Source organism: Faecalicatena orotica, from assembly GCF_003149245.1.
GTDB classification, from domain to species: domain Bacteria; phylum Bacillota; class Clostridia; order Lachnospirales; family Lachnospiraceae; genus Faecalicatena_A; species Faecalicatena_A orotica.
Window position 1 is genome coordinate 77,404 of sequence record NZ_QGDL01000018.1, and the last position, 25,612, is coordinate 103,015.

Annotated in this window: 18 protein-coding genes and 3 pseudogenes; 1 reads left to right on the forward strand and 20 read right to left on the reverse strand. The window is 44.4% G+C overall.

Translation table 11 applies throughout. The features are described 5' to 3' along the window. Positions 1–137: 137 nt before the first annotated feature. The 7 genes and pseudogenes from A8806_RS23010 to A8806_RS23040 form a co-directional block, all read right to left on the reverse strand. Complete coding sequence (locus A8806_RS23010; RefSeq protein WP_109733513.1) at positions 138–662, reverse strand: IbrB-like domain-containing protein; 525 nt, start codon at positions 660–662, stop codon at positions 138–140. Further along, positions 652–1,983, reverse strand: a complete 1,332-nt coding sequence (locus A8806_RS23015; protein ID WP_109733514.1) for a phosphoadenosine phosphosulfate reductase — start codon at positions 1,981–1,983, stop codon at positions 652–654. Before A8806_RS23015 ends, A8806_RS23010 begins: the two co-directional genes overlap by 11 nt. Positions 1,984–2,001: 18 nt before the next feature. Then, positions 2,002–2,571, reverse strand: a complete 570-nt coding sequence (locus A8806_RS23020) for a DUF3795 domain-containing protein (RefSeq protein ID WP_109733515.1) — start codon at positions 2,569–2,571, stop codon at positions 2,002–2,004. An 84-nt stretch (positions 2,572–2,655) separates the two neighbouring features. Further along, positions 2,656–2,841 (reverse strand): annotated as a pseudogene (locus A8806_RS27065) (pyridoxamine 5'-phosphate oxidase family protein); the annotation flags it as partial. Positions 2,842–2,968: 127 nt separating this feature from the next. Beyond that, positions 2,969–5,527: a hybrid sensor histidine kinase/response regulator gene (locus tag A8806_RS23030; protein ID WP_109733516.1), complete on the reverse strand. Its 2,559-nt coding sequence runs from the start codon at positions 5,525–5,527 to the stop codon at positions 2,969–2,971. 5 nt (positions 5,528–5,532) lie between these two features. Further along, entirely contained in the window at positions 5,533–5,895 is a 363-nt protein-coding gene (locus tag A8806_RS23035; RefSeq protein ID WP_109733517.1) for an Hpt domain-containing protein, read from the reverse strand. A gap of 18 nt (positions 5,896–5,913) precedes the next feature. Then, a pseudogene (locus tag A8806_RS23040) lies at positions 5,914–7,566 on the reverse strand (diguanylate cyclase). Positions 7,567–7,726: 160 nt separating this feature from the next. Here A8806_RS23040 and A8806_RS23045 point away from each other — a divergent pair. Then, positions 7,727–9,190, forward strand: coding sequence for a GntR family transcriptional regulator (locus A8806_RS23045; protein ID WP_109733518.1), 1,464 nt, complete (start codon positions 7,727–7,729; stop codon positions 9,188–9,190). A gap of 211 nt (positions 9,191–9,401) precedes the next feature. On the opposite strand, the gene A8806_RS23050 is transcribed toward A8806_RS23045, so the two are convergent. From A8806_RS23050 to A8806_RS23105, 13 genes and pseudogenes are all read right to left on the reverse strand, one after another. After that, positions 9,402–11,189 carry a lysozyme family protein gene (locus tag A8806_RS23050; RefSeq protein WP_109733519.1) on the reverse strand — a complete coding sequence of 596 codons (1,788 nt, stop codon included), beginning with the start codon at positions 11,187–11,189 and terminating at the stop codon, positions 9,402–9,404. A gap of 37 nt (positions 11,190–11,226) precedes the next feature. Continuing rightward, positions 11,227–12,351, reverse strand: a complete 1,125-nt coding sequence (locus tag A8806_RS23055) for a DUF6674 family protein (RefSeq protein ID WP_109733520.1) — start codon at positions 12,349–12,351, stop codon at positions 11,227–11,229. Positions 12,352–12,422: 71 nt separating this feature from the next. Then, on the reverse strand, positions 12,423–14,753 hold the full coding sequence (locus tag A8806_RS23060) for a VirB4-like conjugal transfer ATPase, CD1110 family (RefSeq protein ID WP_330405449.1): 2,331 nt from the start codon (positions 14,751–14,753) through the stop codon (positions 12,423–12,425). Beyond that, a complete protein-coding gene (locus A8806_RS23065; protein ID WP_109733522.1) occupies positions 14,746–15,186 on the reverse strand; it encodes a PrgI family protein in 441 nt (146 codons plus the stop codon). Before A8806_RS23065 ends, A8806_RS23060 begins: the two co-directional genes overlap by 8 nt. Further along, positions 15,187–15,621, reverse strand: a complete 435-nt coding sequence (locus A8806_RS23070) for a DUF4313 domain-containing protein (protein WP_109733523.1) — start codon at positions 15,619–15,621, stop codon at positions 15,187–15,189. It lies immediately after the preceding gene. Positions 15,622–15,669: 48 nt separating this feature from the next. After that, positions 15,670–16,509, reverse strand: a complete 840-nt coding sequence (locus A8806_RS23075) for a VirB6/TrbL-like conjugal transfer protein, CD1112 family (RefSeq protein WP_109733524.1) — start codon at positions 16,507–16,509, stop codon at positions 15,670–15,672. Positions 16,510–16,583: 74 nt separating this feature from the next. After that, the gene (locus A8806_RS23080; protein WP_242996243.1) at positions 16,584–16,862 is read right to left on the reverse strand and encodes a glutamyl-tRNA amidotransferase; all 279 of its coding nucleotides are present in this window, start codon (positions 16,860–16,862) and stop codon (positions 16,584–16,586) included. A gap of 109 nt (positions 16,863–16,971) precedes the next feature. Beyond that, the gene (locus A8806_RS26795; RefSeq protein ID WP_278321139.1) at positions 16,972–17,097 is read right to left on the reverse strand and encodes a hypothetical protein; all 126 of its coding nucleotides are present in this window, start codon (positions 17,095–17,097) and stop codon (positions 16,972–16,974) included. 46 nt (positions 17,098–17,143) lie between these two features. Further along, positions 17,144–17,965, reverse strand: a pseudogene (locus tag A8806_RS23085) (glycosyltransferase family 2 protein); the annotation flags it as partial. 19 nt (positions 17,966–17,984) lie between these two features. Then, a complete protein-coding gene (locus A8806_RS23090; protein ID WP_109733526.1) occupies positions 17,985–18,593 on the reverse strand; it encodes a hypothetical protein in 609 nt (202 codons plus the stop codon). Then, the gene (locus tag A8806_RS23095; RefSeq protein ID WP_109733527.1) at positions 18,590–21,028 is read right to left on the reverse strand and encodes a glycoside hydrolase family 3 C-terminal domain-containing protein; all 2,439 of its coding nucleotides are present in this window, start codon (positions 21,026–21,028) and stop codon (positions 18,590–18,592) included. The genes A8806_RS23090 and A8806_RS23095 overlap by 4 nt, the downstream gene beginning before the upstream one ends. A 74-nt stretch (positions 21,029–21,102) precedes the next feature. After that, complete coding sequence (locus tag A8806_RS23100) at positions 21,103–24,159, reverse strand: glycoside hydrolase family 3 N-terminal domain-containing protein (protein WP_109733528.1); 3,057 nt, start codon at positions 24,157–24,159, stop codon at positions 21,103–21,105. 129 nt (positions 24,160–24,288) lie between these two features. Continuing rightward, positions 24,289–25,611 (reverse strand): ATP-binding protein, encoded by a 1,323-nt coding sequence (locus tag A8806_RS23105; protein ID WP_109733529.1) that lies wholly within the window; start codon positions 25,609–25,611, stop codon positions 24,289–24,291. Position 25,612 lies beyond the last annotated feature (1 nt).

Below are 25,612 nucleotides of genomic sequence, written 5' to 3' on the forward strand. Positions count from 1 at the left end.
TTTTGATGATTACGCTCTCAGTATAGTCCAGCATTTCCTTATCCCGTTTTGTATTGTGCCAATCAGAGTAAACGACCTTATGCAGATGTAGGCGTTATTAGCTATCTATCATATCGCCATTTATATTATGTACTCTTTTACGTCTCTTTCTCCACGGGACGCCATGCCTCACCAAAGTTCACATCTTTAAATAATGAGGCGAGACCTGTGATCTGCTTGAGGCGCAATACTTCATCTCTATCCATTCCCAAATGTTTTGAGATCCATGCATCTGAACGTCCAAGCTCATGAAGTTCTTTTACGATGTTACTCATCAGATCCACATCGTGAGACCCTCGTGCCCTGTTGTGGCGCACGGTACTGGCTATACGTTTGTCAAGTGGTTTCTTGATAATAGAGACCGGTAACAATCCTTGTTCTCTTTCATAGATATCCGGATGGTCCATCATTACTTGATACCGATGGAAACCATCAACAATTAAATAAACATCCTGTGATTTTGAATAGTAACAGACCACTGGCATCGTATATCCATCTTCCTTAATACTTTCGTATAACAACTTCATTTCAGGTGGTGGTACTTTATTCGGGTTATAGTCATTGGGCCGTACCTTTTCTATCGGAACAGCGATAACATCATAAACTGGGCTTCTATACTTCATAATTTAATTCCTCTATACTTTTGTATTTAGATCGTATGGCATCCAACCTTTTCTGTTGCTGCCGTGTCATCCCAAACCCCATGAAACGGCAGATATGATCATGTTTCAAAATACAATAGCACATCCGCTTCCAACTGGGGATATCCCTTGTGGATTTGATATCATCCGTATGGTCTGGTATTTTCCCTTCAAATATAATCCGTGATTTTTTATTCAATGTATAATTTGAGACACCATTTCGTCTTATGTGATATCCTTGTTCCAGCAGTTCCTGAATCACGGCTTCATCCAAACCGCCTCCCGTCTCATGCCAGAACCGAATAGATGTATTAAATTTTTTTATATAGTTATTTTGCAGTCGTTTTGGCAATGTATCCAAAAGAAACATTGTGTAAGTTTTCCACGTATGCCCCTCTGGCAAGAAAATATTCCGGTAGCCCATTGCTTTGGTCTTTCCGTAAATTGCAGCAAAATTCGCCCCCTGCACACGACCTACAAGCTTACTCCAAATCTCCGGGTCTATGACACGGTATAGATTCAGAGCGTCCTTGGCATAATCATTGAACGGGGAAGCCACACGCATTTGTGACGGTTTGAGTCCTGCCATATAATAAAGATCATACAGATGGTTATAGTCATAATTAAATAAATAGTTGGCATGCCACACATCATTGATAGTCCAATCATATAATGGTGAAGCACACCAGACATCTTTAAATTGTTTGCTGATCCAGCAGGTATCTTTGTACCCATATTTTTTATTTAAAAATCCACTATACCGCTGTAAGGACTCATCAGCCCGCATCCCCAGCAGGCAAACAGTTTTCCCGCCGTTATGGATGTTCCTATACCATCGTCCGAACTGTTTTGCCAAATCCTCCTGATGCATTCGGTAGCGATAGGTTGTTATCCTGTTATTTTCCAGATTGATAACGTATTCTTTTTGGGGCATTTCACGTACCCAGATTTCCTTTTTTGTATCATCCCAGGGATACCAATACATCTCATAACTGCTTAGCGCTGTTCTGGTCGCCATAGGCAGACACACCCAGAAAGACTCCACTTTGTCTTTTATCCGTTCAAAGGTGCGCTCTACATACTCTGTAGTCATAGAATACTGTGCTTCAAAATCCTGATGAAATACACCAAGAGTTCTTTCAGGATAATACTGATCTCGATAGTCCAGGACCAGATTGAGCAACAAACCGCTATCCTTTCCTCCAGAAAAGGAAATATAGATATTATCAAATTCTTCAAAAAGAAAATGCATTCGGTTTAAAAATGCATCGTAAACATTCAAATGTAAATACTCCTTTATCAAAAACACACCCTCTTTTGTTCATTTTGGCATCTCCCAATTAATTTTTTTCTTTCGGAGTTTTAAGTCGAAATTTTTCATTGTTGCTGCATCCAATAGTAATCCAGCGACAAAGGCGCTCTTTTCTTTGAGCGTAATTGTCTCCATATCAGGTTTACAGTCAATTTCTTTAAGTACCGCTTGTAGGTCTTGCAGTTCCAACAGGTTGACCGCTACACAAAAGAGTGTCTTTTTGCGGCCATCATTATAATTAGATAATAAAACCTCCAGAATCTTGGCCTTCTCCGCCTGCTCAGCATTATAAGCGTCTATCCCAAGGCGTTTGGCCTTTTCCATATCGAATTTTCGATTTCGATGTGTTATAAAGGAATCAAAATCGTCAATAAGATCGTATTTTTCACAAGGATATTTGCTGCATTGGAAGCAGTATTCAACACCGACATGTTCCATGCTGCACCTTGCAATTTTACATGGCTGATTTCCTTCGCCACCGCCACAGCCGGGGCAGTTTTTATTCAAAAACATGGGGCAAAGCCCACAATTCAAACCGCAGAGGGAAAATAATTGATTTTGCCGGTTAAATCCTTTCATGGAACCTCCTTAAACAGCCTACCTGCAAACAGTTATGATAAGCTTTAATAATGCTTGACCTAACACAGTGGGAAATTTAAAAATTTAGAACTCATATCTTGTACCATGTGAGAGCAGCAGGCTATCTGTCAATTCCACACGCAAAATGATGGTGTTTTCATCGTTAAAATCAGTATGACCGTTTCAATCTATTTAGCAAAGACCTTTTTTAGCTTTTCAGCAATCACACAATTCTTTTTTTCCGAAATAACCCAGACTGGTGCCGTTCCCATCCGTTATATACTGGACTACACGGTCCGAATGCTTTACTCTTTTGCGGTTACATTTGGAATAGACGCTAAGCCTATATCTTTCCTGAATTACAATAACCTCTGCACAGGCACTTTTAGGGATAGATTTATATTAAAAATCTTTTCAATAAGCGGGTCAATTCTATGACATCGATCGGCTTTGCTATATGGGCATTCATACCACACTCCAGACAATGCTGTATATCATCAGAAAAAGCATCCGCGCTCATAGCTATAATTGGAACAGATAGGGCATTAGGATGATTCAGTCCGCGGATAGCTTTTGTGGCCTCATACCCTGTCATATGCGGCATCCGTATATCCATAAGAATGGCATCGTAATATCCCTCTGGTGATCTTTGGAACTTGTCCAGACATATCTGGCCATCCTCTGCCCAATCCAGTTCCACGCCTAAATCGGACAGTAATTCTTTAGCAACTTCCCAGTTCAGTTCATTATCCTCGGCAAGCAGGATACGGCGTCCGGATAGATCGATATTGGGGTTCAATGTCTGATCATTTTCTGTTTCAGCGCCCATATACTGACGCAAAGCATGATACAGCGTGGATTTAAAAAGGGGTTTGGAAATAAAACCACTAATACCCGCTTCACGAGCCTCCGCTTCAAATTCACTCCAGTCATATGCAGAAATCAGCAAAATCGGCACTTCATCTCCTAAATTACGTCGGATTTCCTTTGCAACCTGAATCCCATTCATGCCTGGCAGTTTCCAATCAAGTAGAATGATTTGATAATCATCTCTCTTTTTATGGTGTTGAATTACCAGATCTATCGCTTTTTCTCCACTTAATGTCCATTCTGCTTTTATTCCGATCGATTTTAGTGCGTCCGTTGCTGTCTCACATAACAATTCGTCATCATCAACCACCAGCATATTCCACGAGGGAAGAACCATATCCATCTCCTCGGCAACCGCTTTTTCAAAATCAAACCTGAGAAAGAACTCGGTGCCTTTATCAAGTTCACTTTTTATGTCAATGGTTCCCTCCATCGCGTCCACAATGTACTTGGTAATCGCCATTCCCAAACCGGCACCCTCAGTTTTATGTATTCTGGCTCCATCCGCACGGCTATAGGATTCATATATTTTTTTCAGGAAATCTGGCGACATACCAATTCCGTTATCCTTGACCTTAATATGAGTTCGGACATAGTTTTCTCCTTTCGGAGATTTTTCTTCAGAGAGGGATAATTGTATCGAACCTCCCTCCGGTGTATACTTTGTTGCGTTCGATAAAAGGTTTAACAAAACCTGATTCAAGCGTACTCCATCGCACCACACATTTTCGGTTAAGATATTTTCAACATGTATGTCAAAGGTTTGCTTTTTTGTCTTAACCTGTGGCTGCATAATATTAACGATTCCTTCAACAACTTCCTTTAATGAAATTTGTTCTGTTGTTAAAGTTAATTTCCCGCTTTCAATTTTAGACATATCCAAAACATCATTGATCAGCCCTAATAGATGTTTACTTGATAATGTAATTTTTCTCAGGCAGTTCTGTACCTGTTTCCGGTCATCTATGTGAGCTGTGGCAATTGCGGTCATGCCTACGATTGCATTCATGGGCGTACGGATATCGTGGCTCATATTTGCTAAAAATTCGCTTTTGGCTTTGTTCGCTTCAAGAGCCGACTGCCGGGCCTTCTCCAATTCATGCACCTGAGAACGGGTTATGGAGAAATACCGAAGAAAAATCAATGTTAGGATAATCAAAACAGAAGCACAAGACAATAATGTCATGAACATACGCTGGCTACTCAGATTGTTTATGGAATCGTCCAATATACCATAAGGCATAACCGACACTAAATACCACTCAGAACAGGGTAATGACATACCGTATATTTGCCGTTCCTCACCATTTACTTCAAGTGTTGTGGTAAATTCTTTATGGTTTTTTAGTGCAGCACCAAATTCTTTAACTGAATTTTCTACAGATAACTCCTTGGCCGTAGAATCAAGCTGCTTTTGTAGTTGTTCAAAGAAATGACACAACTCCGTGTTAGAGTTCTGTATTACAAAACTACCGTCTGACCTGATGATATGATAATACATTAACTGCCCGCCATCTGCTGTGAAAAGGAAGTCGGTAACATATTCCAGAGGGACAGCTGCGATCAGGCCCGTGCTCTTATCGCCATTGTTCATCGGATAAGCAGCGTCAACGCCAAACAATACCACCTCATTTCCAGAAGAATCAACACCTACAGCGACTCGTTGTTCTCCATGTAATAATGCTTCTACAAAAGGTTCTGGATTAAGTGGCTGTATGGATTCTCCATAAAGTGTCTGAAACTCTCCCTCGACAGAACAAAGCGCTAAATAGTCAAATCCCCTAACCTGCGCCCTGAAGATGAGTTCCTCATATAGAGACTCCTTATCCTGGTTATCTGCTGAAACAACAGAAACAACGCCGCTGACCTGATCAAAACGCAGTTTAATCACAGTTTCAAAGTGTCTGGACATCTCTTTATTCATTCCAGACATATAAATATTTCCAATTTCATAAACGGCATGTTTACTTTTTCGGTTCATATAGATTCCGAGCAGACTGAAAATAATAATACTAAAGATTAAAAGTCCAATGAAACTGTATATCAGAAAACGTGTTGTAGAATCCTTGGTTTTACTATTTCTCATTGTTGTTATTCCTCCCTGGAATTCTTAAAATCTTTAATAACATTGATGGTTTCATAGTAATCCTTTGATAATTTCGGCATCATATCGACAGCCTTATTCCAAGCGTTTTCTTTTAATGCGTTAGTTACCAAACTACTACTTTCAAATAATCTGGTAAAAGAAAGATTCTGACAAATTCCTTTGAGTGTATGAACGGCTCTTAGAGCCTCTTCATAGTCCTTATTCTCCATAGACGCTTCAAACAAATGAAAGCTTTTATCGTCCAGGAATTTATACATAAATTTCTGAACGATTTGCTCACGGCGCAGTCTACCCAGCACTTCATCAAAATCGCCGCCCAATTTTATATAACAATCTTTTAGATTCATAATCACAATTCCTCCTTTTTAAATGCTGCCTACACTGCCTACCATCTCGTTCAGAAAACAAATGGTCACCTGATTTTTTTGTTTTTTTGATTGATACATCATATTGTCTGCAACTTTGAACAGTTTTTTTGCAGTTCCGCTTCCATATGCTCCACCTATGCTTACAGACATATGTAGTTCGGGATGTCCATCAATTATCAGACCATCAACAGAACGCCTGATCCTCTCCAGTTTTTTCTCAAATGTCTCTTGGGGTATACCGAAAAAGATGATTACAAATTCATCGCCGCCATAACGGATAACTGCATCTGTTTTTCGCACACAGGATAAAACAGTTTGTGCAATGTTCTGCAATACGATATCGCCAACATCGTGGCCATAATTATCATTGATGTACTTAAAATTATCCACATCTATTACCACCATTGCCTGAATATCATCTGCGCCTTGAAAATGCTCGTCATAATAGCGGCGATTATAAATACTGGTTAAGGAATCAATATATAATAATTGCAGTTGCTGCTGTTTGCGAGACAAGACGGTGTATTTTTCATAAGAAAACAGCCTATCGTAGTCTATTTTATTTCTTATATCCTGAATATTTTTAGCCTCTTGTTCCTGAGAGGCATCCATTAGTTCGTTTTCAAGTGTATCGGCAATTTCTTGCAGACACAGTAAAAGAGAAGGATTAAATGCACCGCATTGTCCTTCTAAAATCATTTTCAAAGCTTCTTCATGTGGATAAGCTTTCTTATAGCAACGCTCACTGGTCAAGGCATCGTATACATCGGCCAGCGCAACCACTTGAGCGGCTATGGGAATTTCGTCTCCCTTTAATCCATCCGGGTAACCATTGCCATCATACCTTTCGTGGTGCCATCGGCAGATCTCAGAAGCCACCTTGACAAGCGGATCTTCCTGCTGTTCTATGGGCAGGTCTAACAGCATGTTAGCACCGATCACTGAGTGCGTTTTTATCACTTCAAATTCCTCTGCCGTAAGTCGGCTGGGTTTATTTAATATTGCATCTGAAATTGAGATTTTCCCAATATCATGCAGCGCAGAAGCAGTGCTGATCAAAGAAATATCTGCTTTAGACAAAGGATATTGATCTGTCAGCTGAACCAACTGCTTCAGCAAATATTTTGTAATCGTATTAACATGCAGTATATGTAGGCCGCTCTCTCCATTACGAAATTCCACAATATGAGACAGAATTGAGATCATCAACTTATTATTCTTTTCCTGCTCGTGAAATTGTTCTGCAATAATTTTTTCAAGGCGCTGCTGCCTTGCGTATAAAAACATCGTATTAGAAATTCGACGCTGGACAATGGTTGAATCAAAAGGTCAGCTGATATAGTCAAAAGCCCCCAAGTCATAGGCCCTCTTTATATTAGCAGGAGTGTCATCAGCAGAAATCATAATAACAGCGAAGGTGTCATTCCAATGGTATTTGTTTATGTAAGCTAATACTTCAAATCCGTCCATTTCAGGCATCATAATGTCCAAAAGCAAAAGGGAGAAATCTGCTCTTTGCTTTGAAAGGAGAGAAATTGCTTCCACACCATTCTCAGCCTCAACCACATCATATCGCTCTTCCAAAATATCTACCAAAAGAGCTCGGTTCATTTCTGAATCGTCCACAATTAAAATTTTTTGTTTATCCATGATACTTAAACTCTTTCCTAATAATTTTGCATTTTTATTATAAATGTTATCCTAACATACTGGCAATATCCATATTGGTAAGGTGTACAAATAGGTAAGCGTTTTTTATACTGACAAAATAGGTTCACCATGATATAATTAAACAGATAGGAGGCAAGTTATGAAACCACAAGAAACAAAATTTGAATTTGTATATAATGAAATTAAGCAGTGTATTTTAGATGGACAGATATCTCATGGAAATGCTTTGCCATCTTCAAGGATGTATTGCGAACAATTCCATGTTAGCAGATATACGATTAACCGTGTTTTCGAAGCATTGAGGGCGGAAGGACTGGTTGATATCCAGCCTCGCCTTGCGCCGATTGTTATTTCAACAAAAGATACCTGTAATTCATCAAGCACTGTTTTTGAGATTCTAAAACAAAAGGAATGTATTTTACAGGTATATCAAACTTTTGCCCTAATACTGCCTTCACTTTTGGTTTTTTCCTTACAGGGATGTGATGTGGAGGTACTGCCTTACTATAAACAGGCTGTGAAAGCATTGCGTTTAGGATATACTGCTGGTGGATGGCGTCCTCCTTCCAAATTAGGATATGAGATATTAAGAATAGGCGGTAATTCCCTATTCAGCGAACTCTACTCTACGTTTGGCCTTTATAATAAACTTACATTTTTTACAGAAGAGTGTACTTATTTCTCTAAGCATTTTTCACAGGAAGCAGTATCTGTAGCCAATGTCATTCCAGATGTCTTAAAAGGCGATGATCCACACATAAAGTACAACCTGCTCTCAAATATGTATCAGAAACTTACGGAATTCATTGAAAATACCTTGAATTATCTGTCAGAGGCCACCCCAAAATGTCATTCACAAACTGGTTTAAGGTTTTCATGGAATCCCATGCGTGGTCAGGATTATTGTTACTCAAAAATTGTTGATGACTTGAATTTAAAAATCGGTCTTGGAGAGTATTCTGTTGGAATGTTTCTACCATATGAAAAGCAACTGGCCAACCAGTATGAGGTCTCTATATCGACGGTCAGAAAGGCATTATCAGAACTCGAGCAAAGAGGTTTTGTAAAGACATTAAATGGGAAAGGCACTATAGTGATAGAACCAGATGATACGAAACTTCATCAGCTGGCTCTTAATTCCGGATATGTAGAAAAATCACTACGTTACCTTCACGCCCTACAGCTAATGGTGCTAATCATTCGCCCGGCCGCTTTAGCTGCAACTCCACAGTTTACTAGTGAAGAACTAGACGAGTTGGCTGATAGATTTACTTCCTCTGATTCTGTTTATTTGGCAGATATTTTGGAAGCCATAATGAGAAATACCACGTTAGAACCTTTATATGTTATATTATCTGAAACTAATCATCTTCTTGAATGGGGACACCATTTTGCTTATTATCCGTCCAAGAAACATACACTTTCACAACTCAACAAGCAAGTCATTCTTGCGCTTCAACAGTTAAGGGAAGGTAATGCAGACGCCTTTGCGGATAGCATAGCAGATTGTTATCGTTACAATTTGAGCCGTATGAAGAAGCATATGGTAGAAAAATATAAATTTCGTAATGTAGCTAATATTCGGGTTCCAGAAAAATACTAGTTAGCAAGCTATAGAAATGGGTATCCTTTACGCTTGTTGGGGAGTTCTCCAAGCCCCCGCCGAACACCATGCAAAGCATGGTGTTTGCCGCGCTCTGGCAGACGCTTAAAAGTCAAGGACATAGCAAAATCCGTTCTCTTCTTTATGATTAGGTCAGCGTTTACTTCTTAACAGTCATTTTTTAATAAATTATTTCATATACTTCAAGATATCACCAATATACGACCCCATATCCCATAATGGAACCATCGCCTACAGGATAACTGTTTTCCTTCACCTCATCTCCCGAATTTCCTTCGATGGTATACACAACTCCATTTTCACACCTTTCCACAATCCCCACATGATCGCTCTTCCCATCTCTGTTTCCATTCCTATCCGGCCAGTCAAAAAAGATGAATGTTCCTGCCGCAGGTGTATAATCCTGCTCTTTCCACTTGTTATGTTCTTTGAACCATGCAATCCCGTCATCACACAGTGAAAACTTGGGCACTGCACCAGAATCTATCAAACCGCATTGATCCGCACACCAGCTAGCGAAACAGGCACACCATGCTTCCCTCTTTGTAAATCCATACCAGGACCAGAACTTTTGTCCTCCTTTATTTCCGATCTGTGTCTTCGCTATGGTTACGATCTGTTCATTCCCAAATAAACCGGCAAAGATATTTCCACCGGAATAATACCGCCTTACATGGGGCACATACTCCGGGTCGCCGTACCCTGACCAGCCATGAGATGCTGCCTGCTCCTGGCTGAACCGCTGGGCATTCTCCTGCGTATATCCCCCATAATTGCGTAACGCCCAGGATATGTACCCATTTCCATAATTATATCCCTGCCAGGATAATTCAAGCTTCCCCATATCAGAAGGCGTGGTACACCCGGCCTCCTGCACACAGGCTGCATAATACTGTACACCTACCTGAATCGAGTATTCCGGCTCTGTGATGGCATTGGGAATATTCGGAAATCTGGTATTAAACGGACATTCACTGGACTGCATGGGGTCATTCCCCCTGCCTCCGGATTCCTGCATCATGATTGCCTGAAGGGAGGCTACATACTCCGGGATACCATACTCAGATGCATACCTTTGTAACATGGGTGTGTAATTCAGTACCTCCTGGCTCAACGGTTCTGCACTTTGAGAACTCCCTGAAAACAAGGCTCCGCCAATGACACCCAGTATTATAATCAAAAATACAACTCCACCACCAGCCGATGCAAGAATCGTCCCCAAGCCTTTTATAGAAGTTATCACCCCGTGTACTGCTGTTTTGATTCCCCGGACTGTTGTTTTAGCTGTCTTTGCTATCTTTACCGTTTCTGCAGGATTCAGAGCCTTGACAGCTGCCTGCTTCGCCGTCCTCATCACATGCAGATTTTGATATTGTGATACAGGCGGTTTGCTTGTCTTAATCTTCTCAAAAGGTACAGGGGAAGATTTCACGACTCTAGGAGTCACATTCACCTTCCTCCTCACAGAAGTCCGGATGGTTTTCTCTGCTTCCGGCTTTACCCTCACCTTTATCTGGGAACTTGTCTGTATCTGAGAACTTCCCTGTCTGGCAGGCGTCTTTCCCTGCTCTCCTGCTGCTTTAGCAGTTCTGTTTTCCTTCCCGGTTTGAAGTCCAGACTTTATCTCTTCTTCCGCTTCTTGGGCTGTTTCTGATGCTTCAGCAGCTGCTTCCGCTGTCCTATCCTCTTTTCTGCGCTCCCGCAGCTTCTCAAAAGACTTTTTCGCGGCCTTCCGCCCTGCGGCAGAGACAGCACCGCTCGACTTATATGCAGCCCATTCCTCTATAGATGATAGTTTTTCACTGCCATACTGGACAGGTGATTCCTGTCCAGCAGACGCCTCCGCTGCCTGAGTTACCCGGTTCTGCTTCTCTTTCAGTTCCAAGGCTGCTGACCGGACAAATTCTTTCGGCATTCTGGCAGCCGGATTCTTGAGCTTGGGGCTTCGGTTATGTTCCTTCATCTTGATATCCCGCATCCTTCACCTCCTCTCTGTGAGTAATCCATATAAAAAATCAACGTTCCGGAGTTTTTTTCTGCTTTTCATTCTTCGTCAGTTCCGGCAGATACTGTTTTAATTCCTCAACAGCTTCTTTTACCAAAGGATGATTCTGGTATTCAGGTATCAGTTTCAACTCTTCTGCTGCAATCTCCCGCCTGTTAAACAGCGGCCACTGGATATCTGAGTAATCAGGGATTGTCGTGTCCTGCAGGACAAAACCGATACCCGGTCCCTTAGCTGTACCTTTCTTTCGGATACGCTGGTACTCCCTGACTGCTTCCGGCAGGGTCAGATTCTCCTGCATTTCCCCGAAATTATGAAATTCCATGCACTCCGCTGCAAAAAAAGAAATACTGGCATGTTTATCATGTTCTATTTCCTTCCTGTCTTTTTCATGTTCTGTTCCTTCCGACTGGATTGATTTCAGGCTTTCCCGAATGGATGGCTTCTTCAAATATTCGGCATGTTCCGTCAGACGCTCCATCTTGGACAGCATCTTCTCCGTCCGGTCTTTCATTCCAGTCGTTACACCCATGACATGGTATAAACCTTTCTGGATCTGGAATACGCTCCCACGTTCCACATCACGTTCCGGTGCTTTTACAGATTCTTTGCCAGCCAGCTCTCTCCCGATATTTCCGATATGGGTCTTCGCCGCATGCAGTTCATCTGCCATACTGCCAAGCCTGTCAATCCCTCTGTCCATTGATAAGACAGACTGGCTTAACTGGTTATGCACTTTCTGGATACCCTTCTGCAGCCCTAAGAAATCGATCGTTTTTGCCAGTGTCAGGACTCCTTTTTCACGGAAATTCTTCACGGCCTTCTGGACACCCTCCATAAATTTTTCTTTCAGTACATGGACCTGCTCCCTTGCTTCCTGTACTTTACCTTCCACTTTAGCAACGACACGCACAGCGGCCGCCTTGATCCCCTGATCTTGGATCACACCAAGCTGCTCCTTCACATCCCTCAGTTCCTTTAGCACATCTCCCAGCTGTGTATCCATCGCATCCAGATATTGTGCAAGGCCGCTGACCTGCTCCTTTTCCTCCTTCATCCCTTTTTCATCCAGAATCCGGAGCAATTCTTCCAATTGTTCCTGTTCCATAAGCGGTACTTTTAGTGTTGATTCCATACAATATCACTCCCTTCTTTAAACATGTAATGCCGCGCCCCATATAGGACACGGCACATTTTTACACTCTTCTAAGCCTCCCCGGGCTTGGTTGTCATCAGTTTATATAACCCTGTATTTTTCGGGAACGAGTTTTCAAAAGGAACAATATTCCCGGAACACCGGATCAGCCCTCGCCCTGCACCTACATTCGTAATGTACGACAGCTGATTATCCGAAATATTGAGCAGGGCAGCCAGTTCCTCCCTGTCCGTACTTGACTGGTTCAGCAGGATCAGGAACTCACTGTTGGCAAGCATCAACCTTGCGGTATCAGATTTCAGAAGCTCTTCCACATTCTGTGTCAGCGCGGTAACAAAGCCGTTATACTTTCGGATTCTCTTATACAGCCGGTAGAAAAAATCGCTGCTGTACTTATAACGGAAAAGAAGGTAAAATTCATCTGCAAAAATCCATGTTGTTTTCCCTTCCTTCCAGTTCTGGATTACCCGGTTGAAAATACTATCCAGTGTTACCAGCATTCCCAAAGGCATCAGCTGTTCTCCCAGTTCCCGGATGTCATAATCAATGATCCTGCTTTTGGTATTGACATTCGTATTCTGAGCGAAAGTATTCAGGCTCCCATTGATAAACAGTTCCGATGACAGGGCCAGTCCCCTGGCCTCTTCCTCTGGCTGCAACATCAGTTGACGGTATAAATCTTTTAGAGTGGGCATATCTCCCTTATAACCATTTCTGATATAATCCCGGTAGACATCTGCAGTACAGCGGTCCAGTATGGATTTCTCTTTCGCAGACAAGTTCCCAGCTCCCACCAGCTGTTCAAATAGGGAGAGGATAAATTCAGACTTTTCGATTAACGGGTTCTTGTCATCTCCGTATGCCGCATCCATGTCCAGTGCATTCAGGTGGGTATCTGAGGTTGCTGAGATTCGGATGACTTCCCCGTTCAAAGATTCTACAAGGGAAGCAAATTCTGACTCCGGATCCAGAATTAAAATGTCGTCATCCGTGGATAGAGCTAAATCCACAATCTCTTCTTTTGCTGAAAAACTCTTCCCAGAACCGCTTACCCCCAGACGGAAAGAGTTGCCGTTTAACAGCTTCCTCCGGTCTGCCACCAGCATGTTTTTACTGACTGCGTTCTGCCCATAGTAGATCCCACCCGGCTGCATGATCTCCTGCGTGTGGAAGGGAATCAGGACAGCCGTGGATTCTGTGGTCAGAGTCCGCAGGACATTGATTTTCCGCAGGCCGTATGGCAGGACGGTATTGAGCCCGTCCACTTGCTGCCATTTTAAGACCGAAAGCTGGCACAGGTGCTTTCTGGCGATGGACAGCAGCGTATCGGTATCGGAGTCCAGCTGCTCTTTCGTATCTGCCATGTGCACCATCGTCAGAAGCCCGAACATCATCCGCTGATCCCGGGTCGTCAGGTCATCCAGCATCTCCTTGGTCTCTTTGCGCTGAAGCTCCATGTCGTAGGGCACCACTGCGGAAAAGTTATTGTTTGCGTTCTGGCGCCTCTGCCAGTTGGTCACATTCGTTTCCACACCCAGCAGACGGTTCTGGATCTCCCGGACCGCCTCATCGGTTGGCACCGGCAGGATGTCAATGGACAGCATCAGGTCCCGGCTGAGATCGCACAGTTCCGAAACCATGTCATCCTTCACATAACTGGCGTAATCCTGCATATATAAGACCCGTCCATAGCGGCCGTCAAGCTGGAAGCAGTCTTTGGAAACTTCCATACTTGCCGGGCAGATCCAATCCTTGAAGCTGTGCCCTTTTCTGGCATATTCTCTTAAGTCAAAGGGGACCCCCGTTGGTTTTCCTGCCCGAAAGAAATCACGGAAAACCTGCAGACGCTCCCCTGCATCCAGCTCTTCCCCTACGGAAGATAGCTTTGCAAGGTGGGTGATGATATCGGTTCCCACACGGGCAAAATAAGTCCTTGCCTCGTCAATGTTCTTTTTATGGACGCTGATAGTCAGGTACCGTTCCTGATAAATGCTGTTATTGGTGCCGCTGACTTTGGAGAGCAGCATGTCGTTATACTCCCTGCGGTATTCATCCAGCCCATCCTGTTTCATGGGAATCAATAAGGACTGTTCAAATTCCTCTTTATTAATTCTTCTATTATTCAGGGTAATCTTGGCAGATGTGCCGGAATCCAATGCATTTAAGAGTTCCGAATAATCCAGAAACATCTCTGTCTTATCGCTCTTGCTCGCAATGGAGTAATTGATATCCGAGAACCGGAATGTCTTTGAAAACTTGCTTTCCACTTGAAAAATCCCATCCGGCCAGATCTTACGGATGGGGACTGCCTGTTGGACAGATTTGGGGACTTTAAACTTCTCCCTGTCCATTTTTGTTGCCTGATTAAGAGTTTTAATCAACCGCATCCCCCCTTCCCTTTTTCTTCATACGATGCGTTTTTTTCATACTCTGCTTTCTTTTCTGTATGACCTGCGCACCGTCACTTCCTGTACGCTCCCCGGCCCGAATGCAGTCTTCCATGCATTGGTAATAGAGATTCTCGGACTGGAAGGTCAGACGTTTGGGATACAGTAGCTCTGATTTGATAACTGTCCATAGAAACTGTTCTGCGGTCATGCCGTGGTACTTAAAAAAGCCACAGACTGCAAAGGGGGCAGATCCCATCACACACAGCCAGCCGGTGATCTCCTCCCCTGCCAGTTCCCTCAGACTGAAATAAATCCCGAGCGTTGCCCCGACTGCCAGCAGGGAAAATACACATTGGCGGAAATTCAGCCCGAAAAACATAGATTCCTGATAATCCCTGATTTCTTTATTCATTTTTACTTCCATTTACCGTTCCTGTCCTTTCTTTGATTTCTTTGTGCGTCCCCTCTTTTCTGGTTCCTGTTTCGTCATCCCATGAAGAGCCCGGTATTTCTCTACACCCTTGGGATCCAGCTCTGCCAGACGGTCCAGATTAAATGCCACCTTGCTGTATCTGGCATATCCGGAATAACCCTCTTCCGAAAGCACCTTCCCCAATTTATGTTTTTTTATAAAGTCCAGCTTGCTGTTCTTGGCGAAATCATCAATATATGCCTCGTTGACTTCTGCCGGCGAATAGGGCAGATTGATGGTTAAGTCTGCGAAGGATTCCATCTCTCCGTCCTCTTTGTGCAAAAGTCCGATATAGAGCCGGTCACCGTATGCATAGGCACCCACTTCAATTACTAATTCTTCATGTCCAAATTCCCAGTCATATCCTAATGTTTTTTGTTCTTCCATCTCTAATCTCCTTTTTCTAGATATTTCATTTACTTTCTTTCCAACCTATTACAATCCCATAATCTCTTTCACAATCCGGTCGGATGCCTTGATTGCCCCCACCAATACCAGCAGGTTAAAGATCAGTTCTCCCACATAATTCCATACAATGGTCACTGTTGACAGGCTGCTGTCGCTGATGGCCGGCGGGCTGGCTGCAAATACGGAAAAGATGATGCAGGCCAGTGCTATGACTGCCCCTTCCAGACAGACACCGGCATATGACCGTACAAAGTTCTTCCCCACGGATTGTGTGGGTTCCCCTGCGAAGGTAGAGATGGGGATTGGTGCCAGTGCCGTATACATATACAGCTTGAACATCCTGCCGTAAACGCTCATGATCATGATAAAAGACATCACAGTAATCAGCAGGCTCCCAAGCAGCGTGACGATCCACAAAGGGATCGACTCCAGCATGCCGACAGACTCAATCTTTTCCACGATCTCTGCTGGAAGCTCCGTGACCGCTCCCCCGGCCATGCCGGATTGGGACATGATGGTGGAAACAACCCCCTGTATGATAGAGAAGATCGCTGTCATCAGTTCCATGCCGTACATGACAGCCCCCTGTGCCAGTGCGAAACGGACAAACGCTTTCACCGCATGCTCCGGCTTTTTCATGTCCGTGAAGCTGCCGCAGGTCTTGACAATCCCTGCCGCAAAGAACAATACTAAGAGCCCATATCCAATGGCTTTCAGCGCATCGTTGATGGTCACCATGACTCTCCAGATTTCCCCGCCCTTGAAGGTTTCCGGGTTCTGTGTCAGGAGGGTCCATATCTCTGCCAGCTTACTGCTCCAGGTTTCCAATGCAGAATTTAAATTCTGCACAATCCAGTTATCACTCAGTAATTTTCACCCCCTTTGCATTCAAAAATGAAAGGGAGGCCGTTTTAAGGCCTCCCGGTACATACGTTCCAGCCCTATCCCATGATCAGGTCTAGGATTTCTTTTGCAAAGGTGATGATGATCCCGCCGGCCAGCGTCAGGAAACCATTGGCTCTCTGGCTGGGGTCGTGGCTTTTCAGACTGAGCCCGACCTGCACCACTCCAAATCCCAACAAGATCAGACCGATTGCGCGGATCAGGGAAAATATAAATGTGGATAAGTTATTGACTACCGACAGGGGATCCCCTGCGGCATAGACAGACATGCTTCCACAGCATAAGAAACACACAGCGCCCACATAGCAGAGGCAAATCCCCTTCTGCAGCCTCTGGGCAGGTGTTAGTTTGAATCGTTTTTTCTTTCTTTCCTTTTTATTCAGTTTTTGACAAAATCTATTCGTCAATAGGCATTCCTCCATTCTTCTACTGCCGGAACGCATCTGGATGTGCTCCGGAGGTTTCAAAAGGCTCCCCAAGGATGTCTTCCCAGGAGAGCAGTTCATAGTCATCATATCGGGTTTCATCAAACGGAAAGCTGTCATGTGCCAACGGAGCCTCCGCATAGTTGTAGGCTTCGGCTCCTCCATCCTCCGTATGAGGATACCACCATGATGATCTCCAGATAATTCCTCATATAGTGCCGCAGCTTTATATGCGGTACTTCCTGGGCATTGGAAATATTATAATCGTCAATCATGTAATAGTTTACCTTTAACTGCTGGTCAATACGGCGGATCATCATCTGCTCATTTACCGACTGGTCCTCCCTGCCGATATAATACCTGTAAAAATCCACATTCAGATAATACATCGTTTTCACAAAAGGCAGAGGGTGGTAGACAAAGATATTGTCCACATAAAAGGTATGCTCCGGGAGCTGCAGGCGGCACTCTCTCAGCAGTTTTGTCCGATAGATGACGGAATGCATCAGAATGTACTGCCCTTTTCTTAAAAATTTTACATCATCCCATGTAAATACTCTATTCTGGGGAAATGCGCTCCGGTAACGCATGGCTTTTTTATGTTTTGCCCCTTCTTTTTCATAGACGAAATTGCTGATCACCATATCCACCAGCTGCTGCTCACCGGCAAGTGCAGCCAAAGTTTTCATCATCTCTTTGAATGCAGAAATAGACACCCAGTCATCACTGTCCACCACCTTGAAAAACAGCCCTGACGCATGGCGCAGACCGGTATTGACGGCTTCTCCATGCCCTCCGTTTTCCTGATGGATGACTTTAACGATATCCGGATAATCGTTGGCATATTTCTCTGCAATCTCCCCTGTACGGTCCAAAGAGCCGTCATTCACAATGATGATCTCCACCTCCGGCCCGCCCGTCAACAGGGAATGAATACAATTTTCCATATACGCCTCGGAATTATAACAGGGCACTGTAACGGATAAAACCTTCATGTTTCCATCCTCCACCTTTCTATTTCTTCCCGGCTTCCCCTTCCGGAAAGATAATCTTAAATACAAAGAAAAAGATAATCATAGATACACCGCCGGTAATAAAGGTCACCAGTAGATTGTAGATTGCCGGTGCCACATAAGCAGATGCAATGGGCATCCATAAATTATTAAATCCGTTGCAGATCAGGGAGATTACGATCCATGCAATAAAATACCACATTGCCTGATAGACAGGATTCCCTTTGCTCTTAAATGTAATGTTTCTCTGCAGTGGGAAATTAATGCACTGTGCCAGGAAAGAACCAACCTCATAGCTGATAAAGTAACCAAGTCCGCCGCCAATCAGTACCGCCCCGCTGGCATCATAGAGGACATTATATCCAAGCAGGCTCCATGTAAAATCAACTCCGAAGATGTGCAGTTCCTTCTGGGGCCACATAAATTCTGTCCCGGCAAGCCCGATTCCGAGAAGCGCTGGCATAAATGTAAAGATCAGGTACTGGAATACGGTCACCATCATGCTGAATACAAAGAAATAGAAAATCTGGTATACCCATTTTGCCAGCTTCGGGTGTTTCTCTTCAAACCTGTTCCATATCCCCATCCATTTTTCTTTTATCTGACTCATTTTTTTGCTCCTTTCCCGCTAAACAGCCTTTTTTCATATGCCTTATTTGCCCTGAGGTTGGCAAAGAACCCGCCAATCACTTTTCCCATTCCACGGAAGAAGTACCCGTTCACCACCTCTACCACACCGTTTACCATGTCCATACTCACCATTCCGCCCGTCATCTTTGCAATCGCGCGGAACGGGATATTGTATTGGAATAAAAGATTCAGGTCCGGTTTCCCTGTTGCTTCGTTTTTTAACTTCCTGTCTGTCAATATTTTATAGATGAACCTTGCCAGGGCACTTTTTGCATAATACATCTGGCACACAGCATCATTGATCTTCAGTTCCCCCGACCATTTGCCATCTGGAATGGGGTGTCCAAGCAGGGTCTCAAACTCCTGGTTGGATATCTGCTGTATGATCCCAGTGTAATAGTAAGGAAGTTCTGCCGGGTTGTACGGATACGCAGAAGCAGTCCCCTCCACTTCCAATTCTTTTACGAGCCGGATATCACTGACACTGGCCCCCACCATGATCTGATAGGTGCCCATCTCCACCTCCCACTTGTTGGCCCTGATATTCCAGTAGCGGAAAGTCTTGTCATCAAATGGAATCTGTACCACCTTACTTTCTCCGGCTTTCAGGAATACCTTTTTAAAACCTTTCAGTTCCTTTGCCGGACGGAATACGATGGCGTTGGGGAGCCCCACATACATCTGTACTACTTCCGCACCATCTCTATCACCAGTGTTGGTGACTACAACCTGGATTCCCTGTACATCTACTTTTAAGTCAGAATAGGAAAACTCCGTATAAGACAGACCAAATCCAAAGGGATACTGCACCCGTACACTGGTGGTATCATAATACCGGTAACCCACATAAATGCTCTCCCTGTACTCAGCATTGCGTTCTGTACTTGGGAAATGCCGAAATGCCGGCGTGTCCTCATACCGGACCGGGTAACTCTCCGCCAGACGTCCGGAGGGGTTCACCTTTCCGCTCAGGATATCCAGCATTGCACTTGCCCCGGCCTGTCCGGACAGGTAGCCATGCAGGATTGCCTTACAGCAGGTATGCCAGGGCATTTCTATGGATGCCCCTGCACTTAATACCCCCACAATGTTTTCATTTACCTGCGTAATCGACTGTAAAAGTTCTATCTGGTTCTGGGGTATCCTCATATGGGAACGGTCCATGCCTTCCACTTCGCTCATCTCATCCAATCCAAAATAGTACAGCACTACATCGGCCTTTGCTGCAGCATCCAGAGCTTCTTTCTTCAAGATATCGTCGACTTCCCCGGTTCGTTTATACCCTCTGGATATACCAGAAATTTTCCAGTCATAGTCTGTAATTGTTTGTTCGATTGTCTCCAGAGAGGTAGGCTTTACCATGGAAGATCCTGCCCCCTGATATCTTGGTTCTACTGCAAAATCCCCGATGACAGCCACTGTACATCCCGGCTCCAAAGGCAGGATATGGTCAGAATTCTTTAGCAGTACCGCACTTTCTGCTGCGGCACGCCTTGCAAGATTATGGTGTTCTTCTTTATCAAAACTTTCTTTTCTTGCTTTCTGGTGCTCCGAAACCGTGAGCACAGCATCCAGTAAATCATCCACTACAGTATCCAGTTCTTCCATGGTAAGGCTTCCATCCCGCACCGCCGCCACGATCTGCCTTGCGGAATCCAGCCCCGGCGTCGGCATTTCCAGGTTGGATCTTGCCTGCACACCCTTTACATGGTCATTGGAACCTCCCCAGTCTGTGATCACAATCCCGTCAAATCCCCATTCCTTTCGCAGGATATCCAAAAGCAGATGTTTATTTTCATTTGCATACGTTCCATTGACCTGATTGTAGCTTGTCATGATGGCTTTGGCCCCGCCTTCCTTTACCGCAATCTCAAATCCCGTCAGATAGATTTCACGGAGTGTCCGTTCATCCAGCACAGCGTTCATGGCCATACGGCGGAGCTCCTGGCTGTTGACTGCAAAGTGCTTCGGGCAGGCATAGACCCCCTGGCTCTGGATTCCCCGGATATAGGACGCCGCCATCTTTCCGGCCAGGTACGGGTCTTCCGAAAAATATTCAAAGTTCCTGCCGCAAAGTGGGCTTCGTTTAATATTCAACCCCGGTCCCAGCAATACTTGTACATCCAGCTCCGACGCCTCTTCGCCCAATGCTTTCCCAATTTCTTTTCCAAGCTCTTCATCCCAGCCGTTCGCTATGGTCGCTGCAGTAGGAAAACAGGTGGCTGGAAGGGATTCGTTGAGTCCGAGATGGTCGCCTGCCCCAGCCTGTTTTCGGATTCCGTGGGGGCCGTCAGAGCAAAACATAGACGGAATATTCAGGCGGGGGATATCACGGGTCTCCCATTCCCCTTTCCCGCTTAAAAAGGCAGCCTTTTCTTCCACTGTCATTTTTTCTATCATATCCTGATGTTTCATTTCATTCTCCTTTTCTAAATCCAGATACGTCTTGGCGTATGATAAAGGGCTCCCCATTTGATGAGAAGCCCCAGTCATTCTTTGCTTAACTCTTCCGTCTTTGGAACTACTTCAATGGTAACTTTTTTTCTTTTTTTGAAATAACGTACCAGCACAAGTGTCATGATTCCAAGGGATACTACTGCTACAGCAGCATCAATACCAATAAACAGCTTTGTCATATTCGGCATTTTTCCTGCATTGGGATCAGGAATCGTATAGTTTCCGCTGTTGACTGTTGTATAAAGGATATTTTTGCAGGCCTGCCGCATGGCTAGTACCATAGTTGCAGAAGTATTTGTGATCTCATTGGACTTCTGCGTTCCAAATCCAAGCATCGCATCATTTCCGTTACGGACAAAGTCATCGGTGTTCTGATAGCCATAGGAGCCATTCCAGTCAGATAATACCATGCCCCTAAATCCCCATTCGTCACGTAAGACGTTGTTTAACAGATTCGGATTTGCCCCGGTAGATCGGGGTCCGATAAAGTTAAAAGAGGACATCACAGCCAGAGACTTTCCGTCATAATTCTTGACACAGATTTCAAAAGGCTTTAAATAGGTTTCCCGGATCACCTGCTCATCGGAATAGGTTAAGAGGAGGGAACAGCGGTTGGTTTCCTGGTCATTCAGTACAAAATGTTTGATGTATGGATAAACACCTTTTGTTGTCATACCATTCACCGTATTGGATGCGATATATCCTGAGAGGACGCCATCTTCGGAATAATACTCAAAGTTACGGCCGGTAAAAGCGCTGCGGTGGATGTTCATGGCCGGTGCATATGCTCCAAAGATACGGCAGTCCGCATATTCCTGACCTTCAGCTTCCCCGATACGATAAGCCAGGTCTTTATTCCAGGTCTGCGCAATCAGCAGTTCTGTGGAAAAAGCAGTACCATACACCTGAATATACCAGTCATTCAGACCAGAGGTGCCATCGGAATCCAGTGTTCCAACCTTTCCGATGGAATCCACGGCTACGGTCTGGAAGCCGCCCAGGTTGACCATATCGATCATGTCTTCCACAGATAACTGGTCCAGCAGGTCATCCCATAAGGAGTCTTCATATTCCTTCCCCGCCAAATCTGCTGCAGTCACCCCATTGTCTGCCTCTGTGACAGGCATGGTGTCCTCTTCGTTATCATATTTTGTAGAATCATAATGGGCTACGGTCTTTTCTGCAACTGCTGCTTTCGTCTCCTTGTCCATGACATACATATCATCAGAGGGCGCTGCTGTTGCCGCACTGTAGTTGGCAAAACCGTCTGCCCGGGACAGATAGGTTACCTTTCCGGCAGAATAATCCTGGAACTGGTTCACCGCTGCGGTGTCATCCGAAGCACGTCCCTGTGTTTCATAATTCATGTCTGTATCTACGGAAAATGTCTCTTCGTCCAAAACTGTATGGGCATCTGAGCGGATGGAAAGGCTGTAATCCCCTGCTTCCAGTACATAACCGCCATGTTCAGTCTTGATACCTTTGGAATCATAAGCCGCCATCTCTTCCTTTGGAATTTCAAAGGATATGGTTTCGGAATCCCCTGGCTCCAATAATTCTGTCTTTCCAAATTCAATCAGGTTGACAGATGCTTTTTCAATCCCGCCATTATTATAAGGAGGGGGTAAATAAAGCTCTACTACTTCTTTGCCTGCTGTTTCTCCTATATTGGTGACTTCCACATCTACCGAAACGGTATCCCCGTTGTCTGTAAAATTTTTCATTTCCTGTGTGAATGTGGTGTAGCTAAGTCCATAGCCAAAGGGATACTGCACATGGTCTTCATATTGAATCAGCCCTTCTTCTGCCGCTGTCTCATAGAATTTATATCCCACATAGATATTCTCCACATAGTTGACGAAGGGCAGGACACCCTGATATGCTTCGTCCGCTTCTGTAAGCTCTGCGCGCAGGTCATCCACATTGTTATAGAGGAAGCTCCCGTAATTGTTATAAGTCGGGGTGCTTGTCAAGTCATATACATAGGTATCTACAGTTCTTCCTGACGGATTTACAGAACCATTTAAAATCTCTCCCAGCGCTGCCATTCCTGTTTTTCCAGGACCCGGTGCCAGAATCACGGAACCGATATTCTCATACTCATCTACCCAGCCAAGTTCCATGGGGTTATTGGCGTTGATGACAACCACAACCTGTTCAAACTCAGAAGTCACTTTCTCGATCATGGCTTCTTCTGTGTTGGAAAGCTCCAAATAGCTTTCTCCTTCATCGAAGTCATCATAGTCGCCGTTATTGGTGTAATTACAGGAAAAATAGTTGTACTGTTCATTTCCGTTGGCTACTTCATCGCGAGGGTCATATGTACCGTCAATGACGGCCTTCATATCAAGTGGAACATCCTGCCCCTCTCCGCCGGACCTGGAAATGACGATCATTGCTGTATCGGAAAAATCCTTTGCATCCTTCATCAGTTCATCGGTGTAATAATCTACCGTCGGCTCCGGCAGTGACCAATCTGTGAATGTTACGCTGACCACGTTCCCACCCAGATTTCTTGTGGGGCTGTACTCTTTATACATATCAACTAGATTTTGGTTCACATGGAAGCCTGCATCTGTAAGGGATGCCAGAATATCCACATTTCCTGAGTTGTCTGCCGACCCGGAACCTGTTCCGCCATAGATCGGGTTCGTGGATGCCCATCCAAACACATTCAGATTGGAGTCCTTATCAAGAGGCAGCATCCCGTCATTTTTCACCAGTGCCATTCCCTCTTCCCCGGTTTCTTTGATAATTTCTTCTGAAGTTTTGACGGATTCTTCTGATACGGAACCACGCCCGTTCAGTATGGGTGCCAGGTTGTTATACATGGGGCCAAAGCAGATGATGTTGGCCAAAACAGTGACGATCAGCACCCAGGCAATGCCTGCTCCCCACCGTACCACGTGGCGGGTGCCTTTTTTAACCAGCCAGTGAGCCGCGATTATGATAATAACGGCGACAGCCAGTGTACCCAGAATGGCGTATATATAGCCTCCCAGTGAATTTACATACTGCTGGACATCTGTGGGGCTGACACCCATGTTTTCAAAAATCGGTGTGAGCCAGTCAATTAGAAACTGTAACATTTTTCTTCCTCCCTTTCCTTGAGTAAAATAATTGATTCATTACGTTGTCCTCATTATAATCAAGTGAAAGGGCAAAACCGGGATTTGCGAAAAGTGGTCGTTTTTTTACGATAACCGGTAAGCAGGCTGTTATGCTTCTTCCTGTGAAGGCAATAGGATATCAAGATTGAACTTGCCGTTTTTTAATGACATAAAAAGCTCCCCATGATATTTCTCCACGATATAGCGCATACTCTTCACTCCAAACCCATGCTGTGATCTGTCTTTTTTATCTGTAACCGGAATTCCATTTTCAAACTGGAGCATACGGCTGCACCTGTTTTCCAGATGGATCAGCACCATGTCATTGTGGTGCCTGATCTGGAAGCTGATAATCCGTTCCCCCTTCTTTTCCTTCATCACCCGTTCCAGTGCATTATCCAGAGCATTCCCCATCAGGGCATACACATCGGCAGATGCCATGTAGGAGATCATCTTTCCTTCCACCATGCAGCCAAACTCAATTCCCCGTTCATTAAAAATCAACGTTTTCTCCCGCAGCACATAATCCAGGGCGCTGCAGCCGGTATGGTAGGTGGCATCGTAAATAGATACCGCATCCTGGATCTCCTGTATATATTCCGTTCTGGACCTGTCATCTTCTATCTTTGCCAAAGCCTTCATCTGATGCTTCAGATCATGGCATTTCATGTTGATGATATCTATGGCTTCCTTTGAGCTTTTCTGCTGCGCGGTAGATATCTGGAGAAGCTGTTCCATCATTTCCTGTTCCCGTTTCATGCTGTTTTCCCGGAGTACATAATACTCCATCAGCAGGACAAGGGCACAGCATAAGAAGCTGTATGACGGGCAGATCACATCTCCCATCGGGGTACCCATATACTCTTCGGGATAAGACCAGTAAACACTGAAGCCAATGGCAAAGACCATAATGATAAACGCAAGCACAACAATCCGGAAATCACCGTCACTTAATTGATTGGCTTTTTTATTAGGCCGTATAATCAAAAGATACACAGCCGCAGCCCCAGCCAGATAAATCACATACCTGGTAAGCAGCAGATGAGGCAGGCTTCCATACAGCGGATAAAGGTTGTGAAGCTTCTGCAATATAATCCGGGAAAGTGCAAAAGTCATATGTTCCGTGGCATATCCGCCCGCCAGAATAAAGATAAGTTCACGCAGTTCTAAATCAAAGCTGCCCCATATAGGGATAGCTGTGAAAAATGCAAAACCCAGGTACAGCAGCATATAGTAGAACAAGGATGTGGACTCGTAGGGTGTAAGTACCGCATTCCACAAAGCACTTAATAAAATCTGAAGCAGGAAACCAGTGAGCAGCCTTGGCAGGAAATGTGTTCTTTTTGGGCTGTCAGTCAAAAATACCGCTTCTGAGACAAGAAGCTGAAATGGAAACTGGATAAAAATAGCTTCAAAAATACCGTATAACATA

What these genes read in the sequence shown, in the direction of transcription:
- A8806_RS23090 (WP_109733526.1), bottom strand. Translation starts at nt 18,593, where the DNA reads ATGAGTCAGATAAAAGAAAAATGGATGGGGATATGGAACAGGTTTGAA.
- A8806_RS23055 (WP_109733520.1), bottom strand. Translation starts at nt 12,351, where the DNA reads ATGGAATCAACACTAAAAGTACCGCTTATGGAACAGGAACAATTGGAA.
- A8806_RS23100 (WP_109733528.1), bottom strand. Translation starts at nt 24,159, where the DNA reads ATGTTACAGTTTCTAATTGACTGGCTCACACCGATTTTTGAAAACATG.
- A8806_RS23035 (WP_109733517.1), bottom strand. Translation starts at nt 5,895, where the DNA reads ATGAATCTAAAAGATTGTTATATAAAATTGGGCGGCGATTTTGATGAA.
- A8806_RS23020 (WP_109733515.1), bottom strand. Translation starts at nt 2,571, where the DNA reads ATGAAAGGATTTAACCGGCAAAATCAATTATTTTCCCTCTGCGGTTTG.
- A8806_RS23070 (WP_109733523.1), bottom strand. Translation starts at nt 15,621, where the DNA reads ATGGAAGAACAAAAAACATTAGGATATGACTGGGAATTTGGACATGAA.
- A8806_RS23045 (WP_109733518.1), top strand. Translation starts at nt 7,727, where the DNA reads ATGAAACCACAAGAAACAAAATTTGAATTTGTATATAATGAAATTAAG.
- A8806_RS23010 (WP_109733513.1), bottom strand. Translation starts at nt 662, where the DNA reads ATGAAGTATAGAAGCCCAGTTTATGATGTTATCGCTGTTCCGATAGAA.
- A8806_RS23105 (WP_109733529.1), bottom strand. Translation starts at nt 25,611, where the DNA reads ATGTTATACGGTATTTTTGAAGCTATTTTTATCCAGTTTCCATTTCAG.
- A8806_RS23095 (WP_109733527.1), bottom strand. Translation starts at nt 21,028, where the DNA reads ATGAAACATCAGGATATGATAGAAAAAATGACAGTGGAAGAAAAGGCT.
- A8806_RS23050 (WP_109733519.1), bottom strand. Translation starts at nt 11,189, where the DNA reads ATGCGGGATATCAAGATGAAGGAACATAACCGAAGCCCCAAGCTCAAG.
- A8806_RS23065 (WP_109733522.1), bottom strand. Translation starts at nt 15,186, where the DNA reads ATGGAAGTAAAAATGAATAAAGAAATCAGGGATTATCAGGAATCTATG.
- A8806_RS23030 (WP_109733516.1), bottom strand. Translation starts at nt 5,527, where the DNA reads ATGAGAAATAGTAAAACCAAGGATTCTACAACACGTTTTCTGATATAC.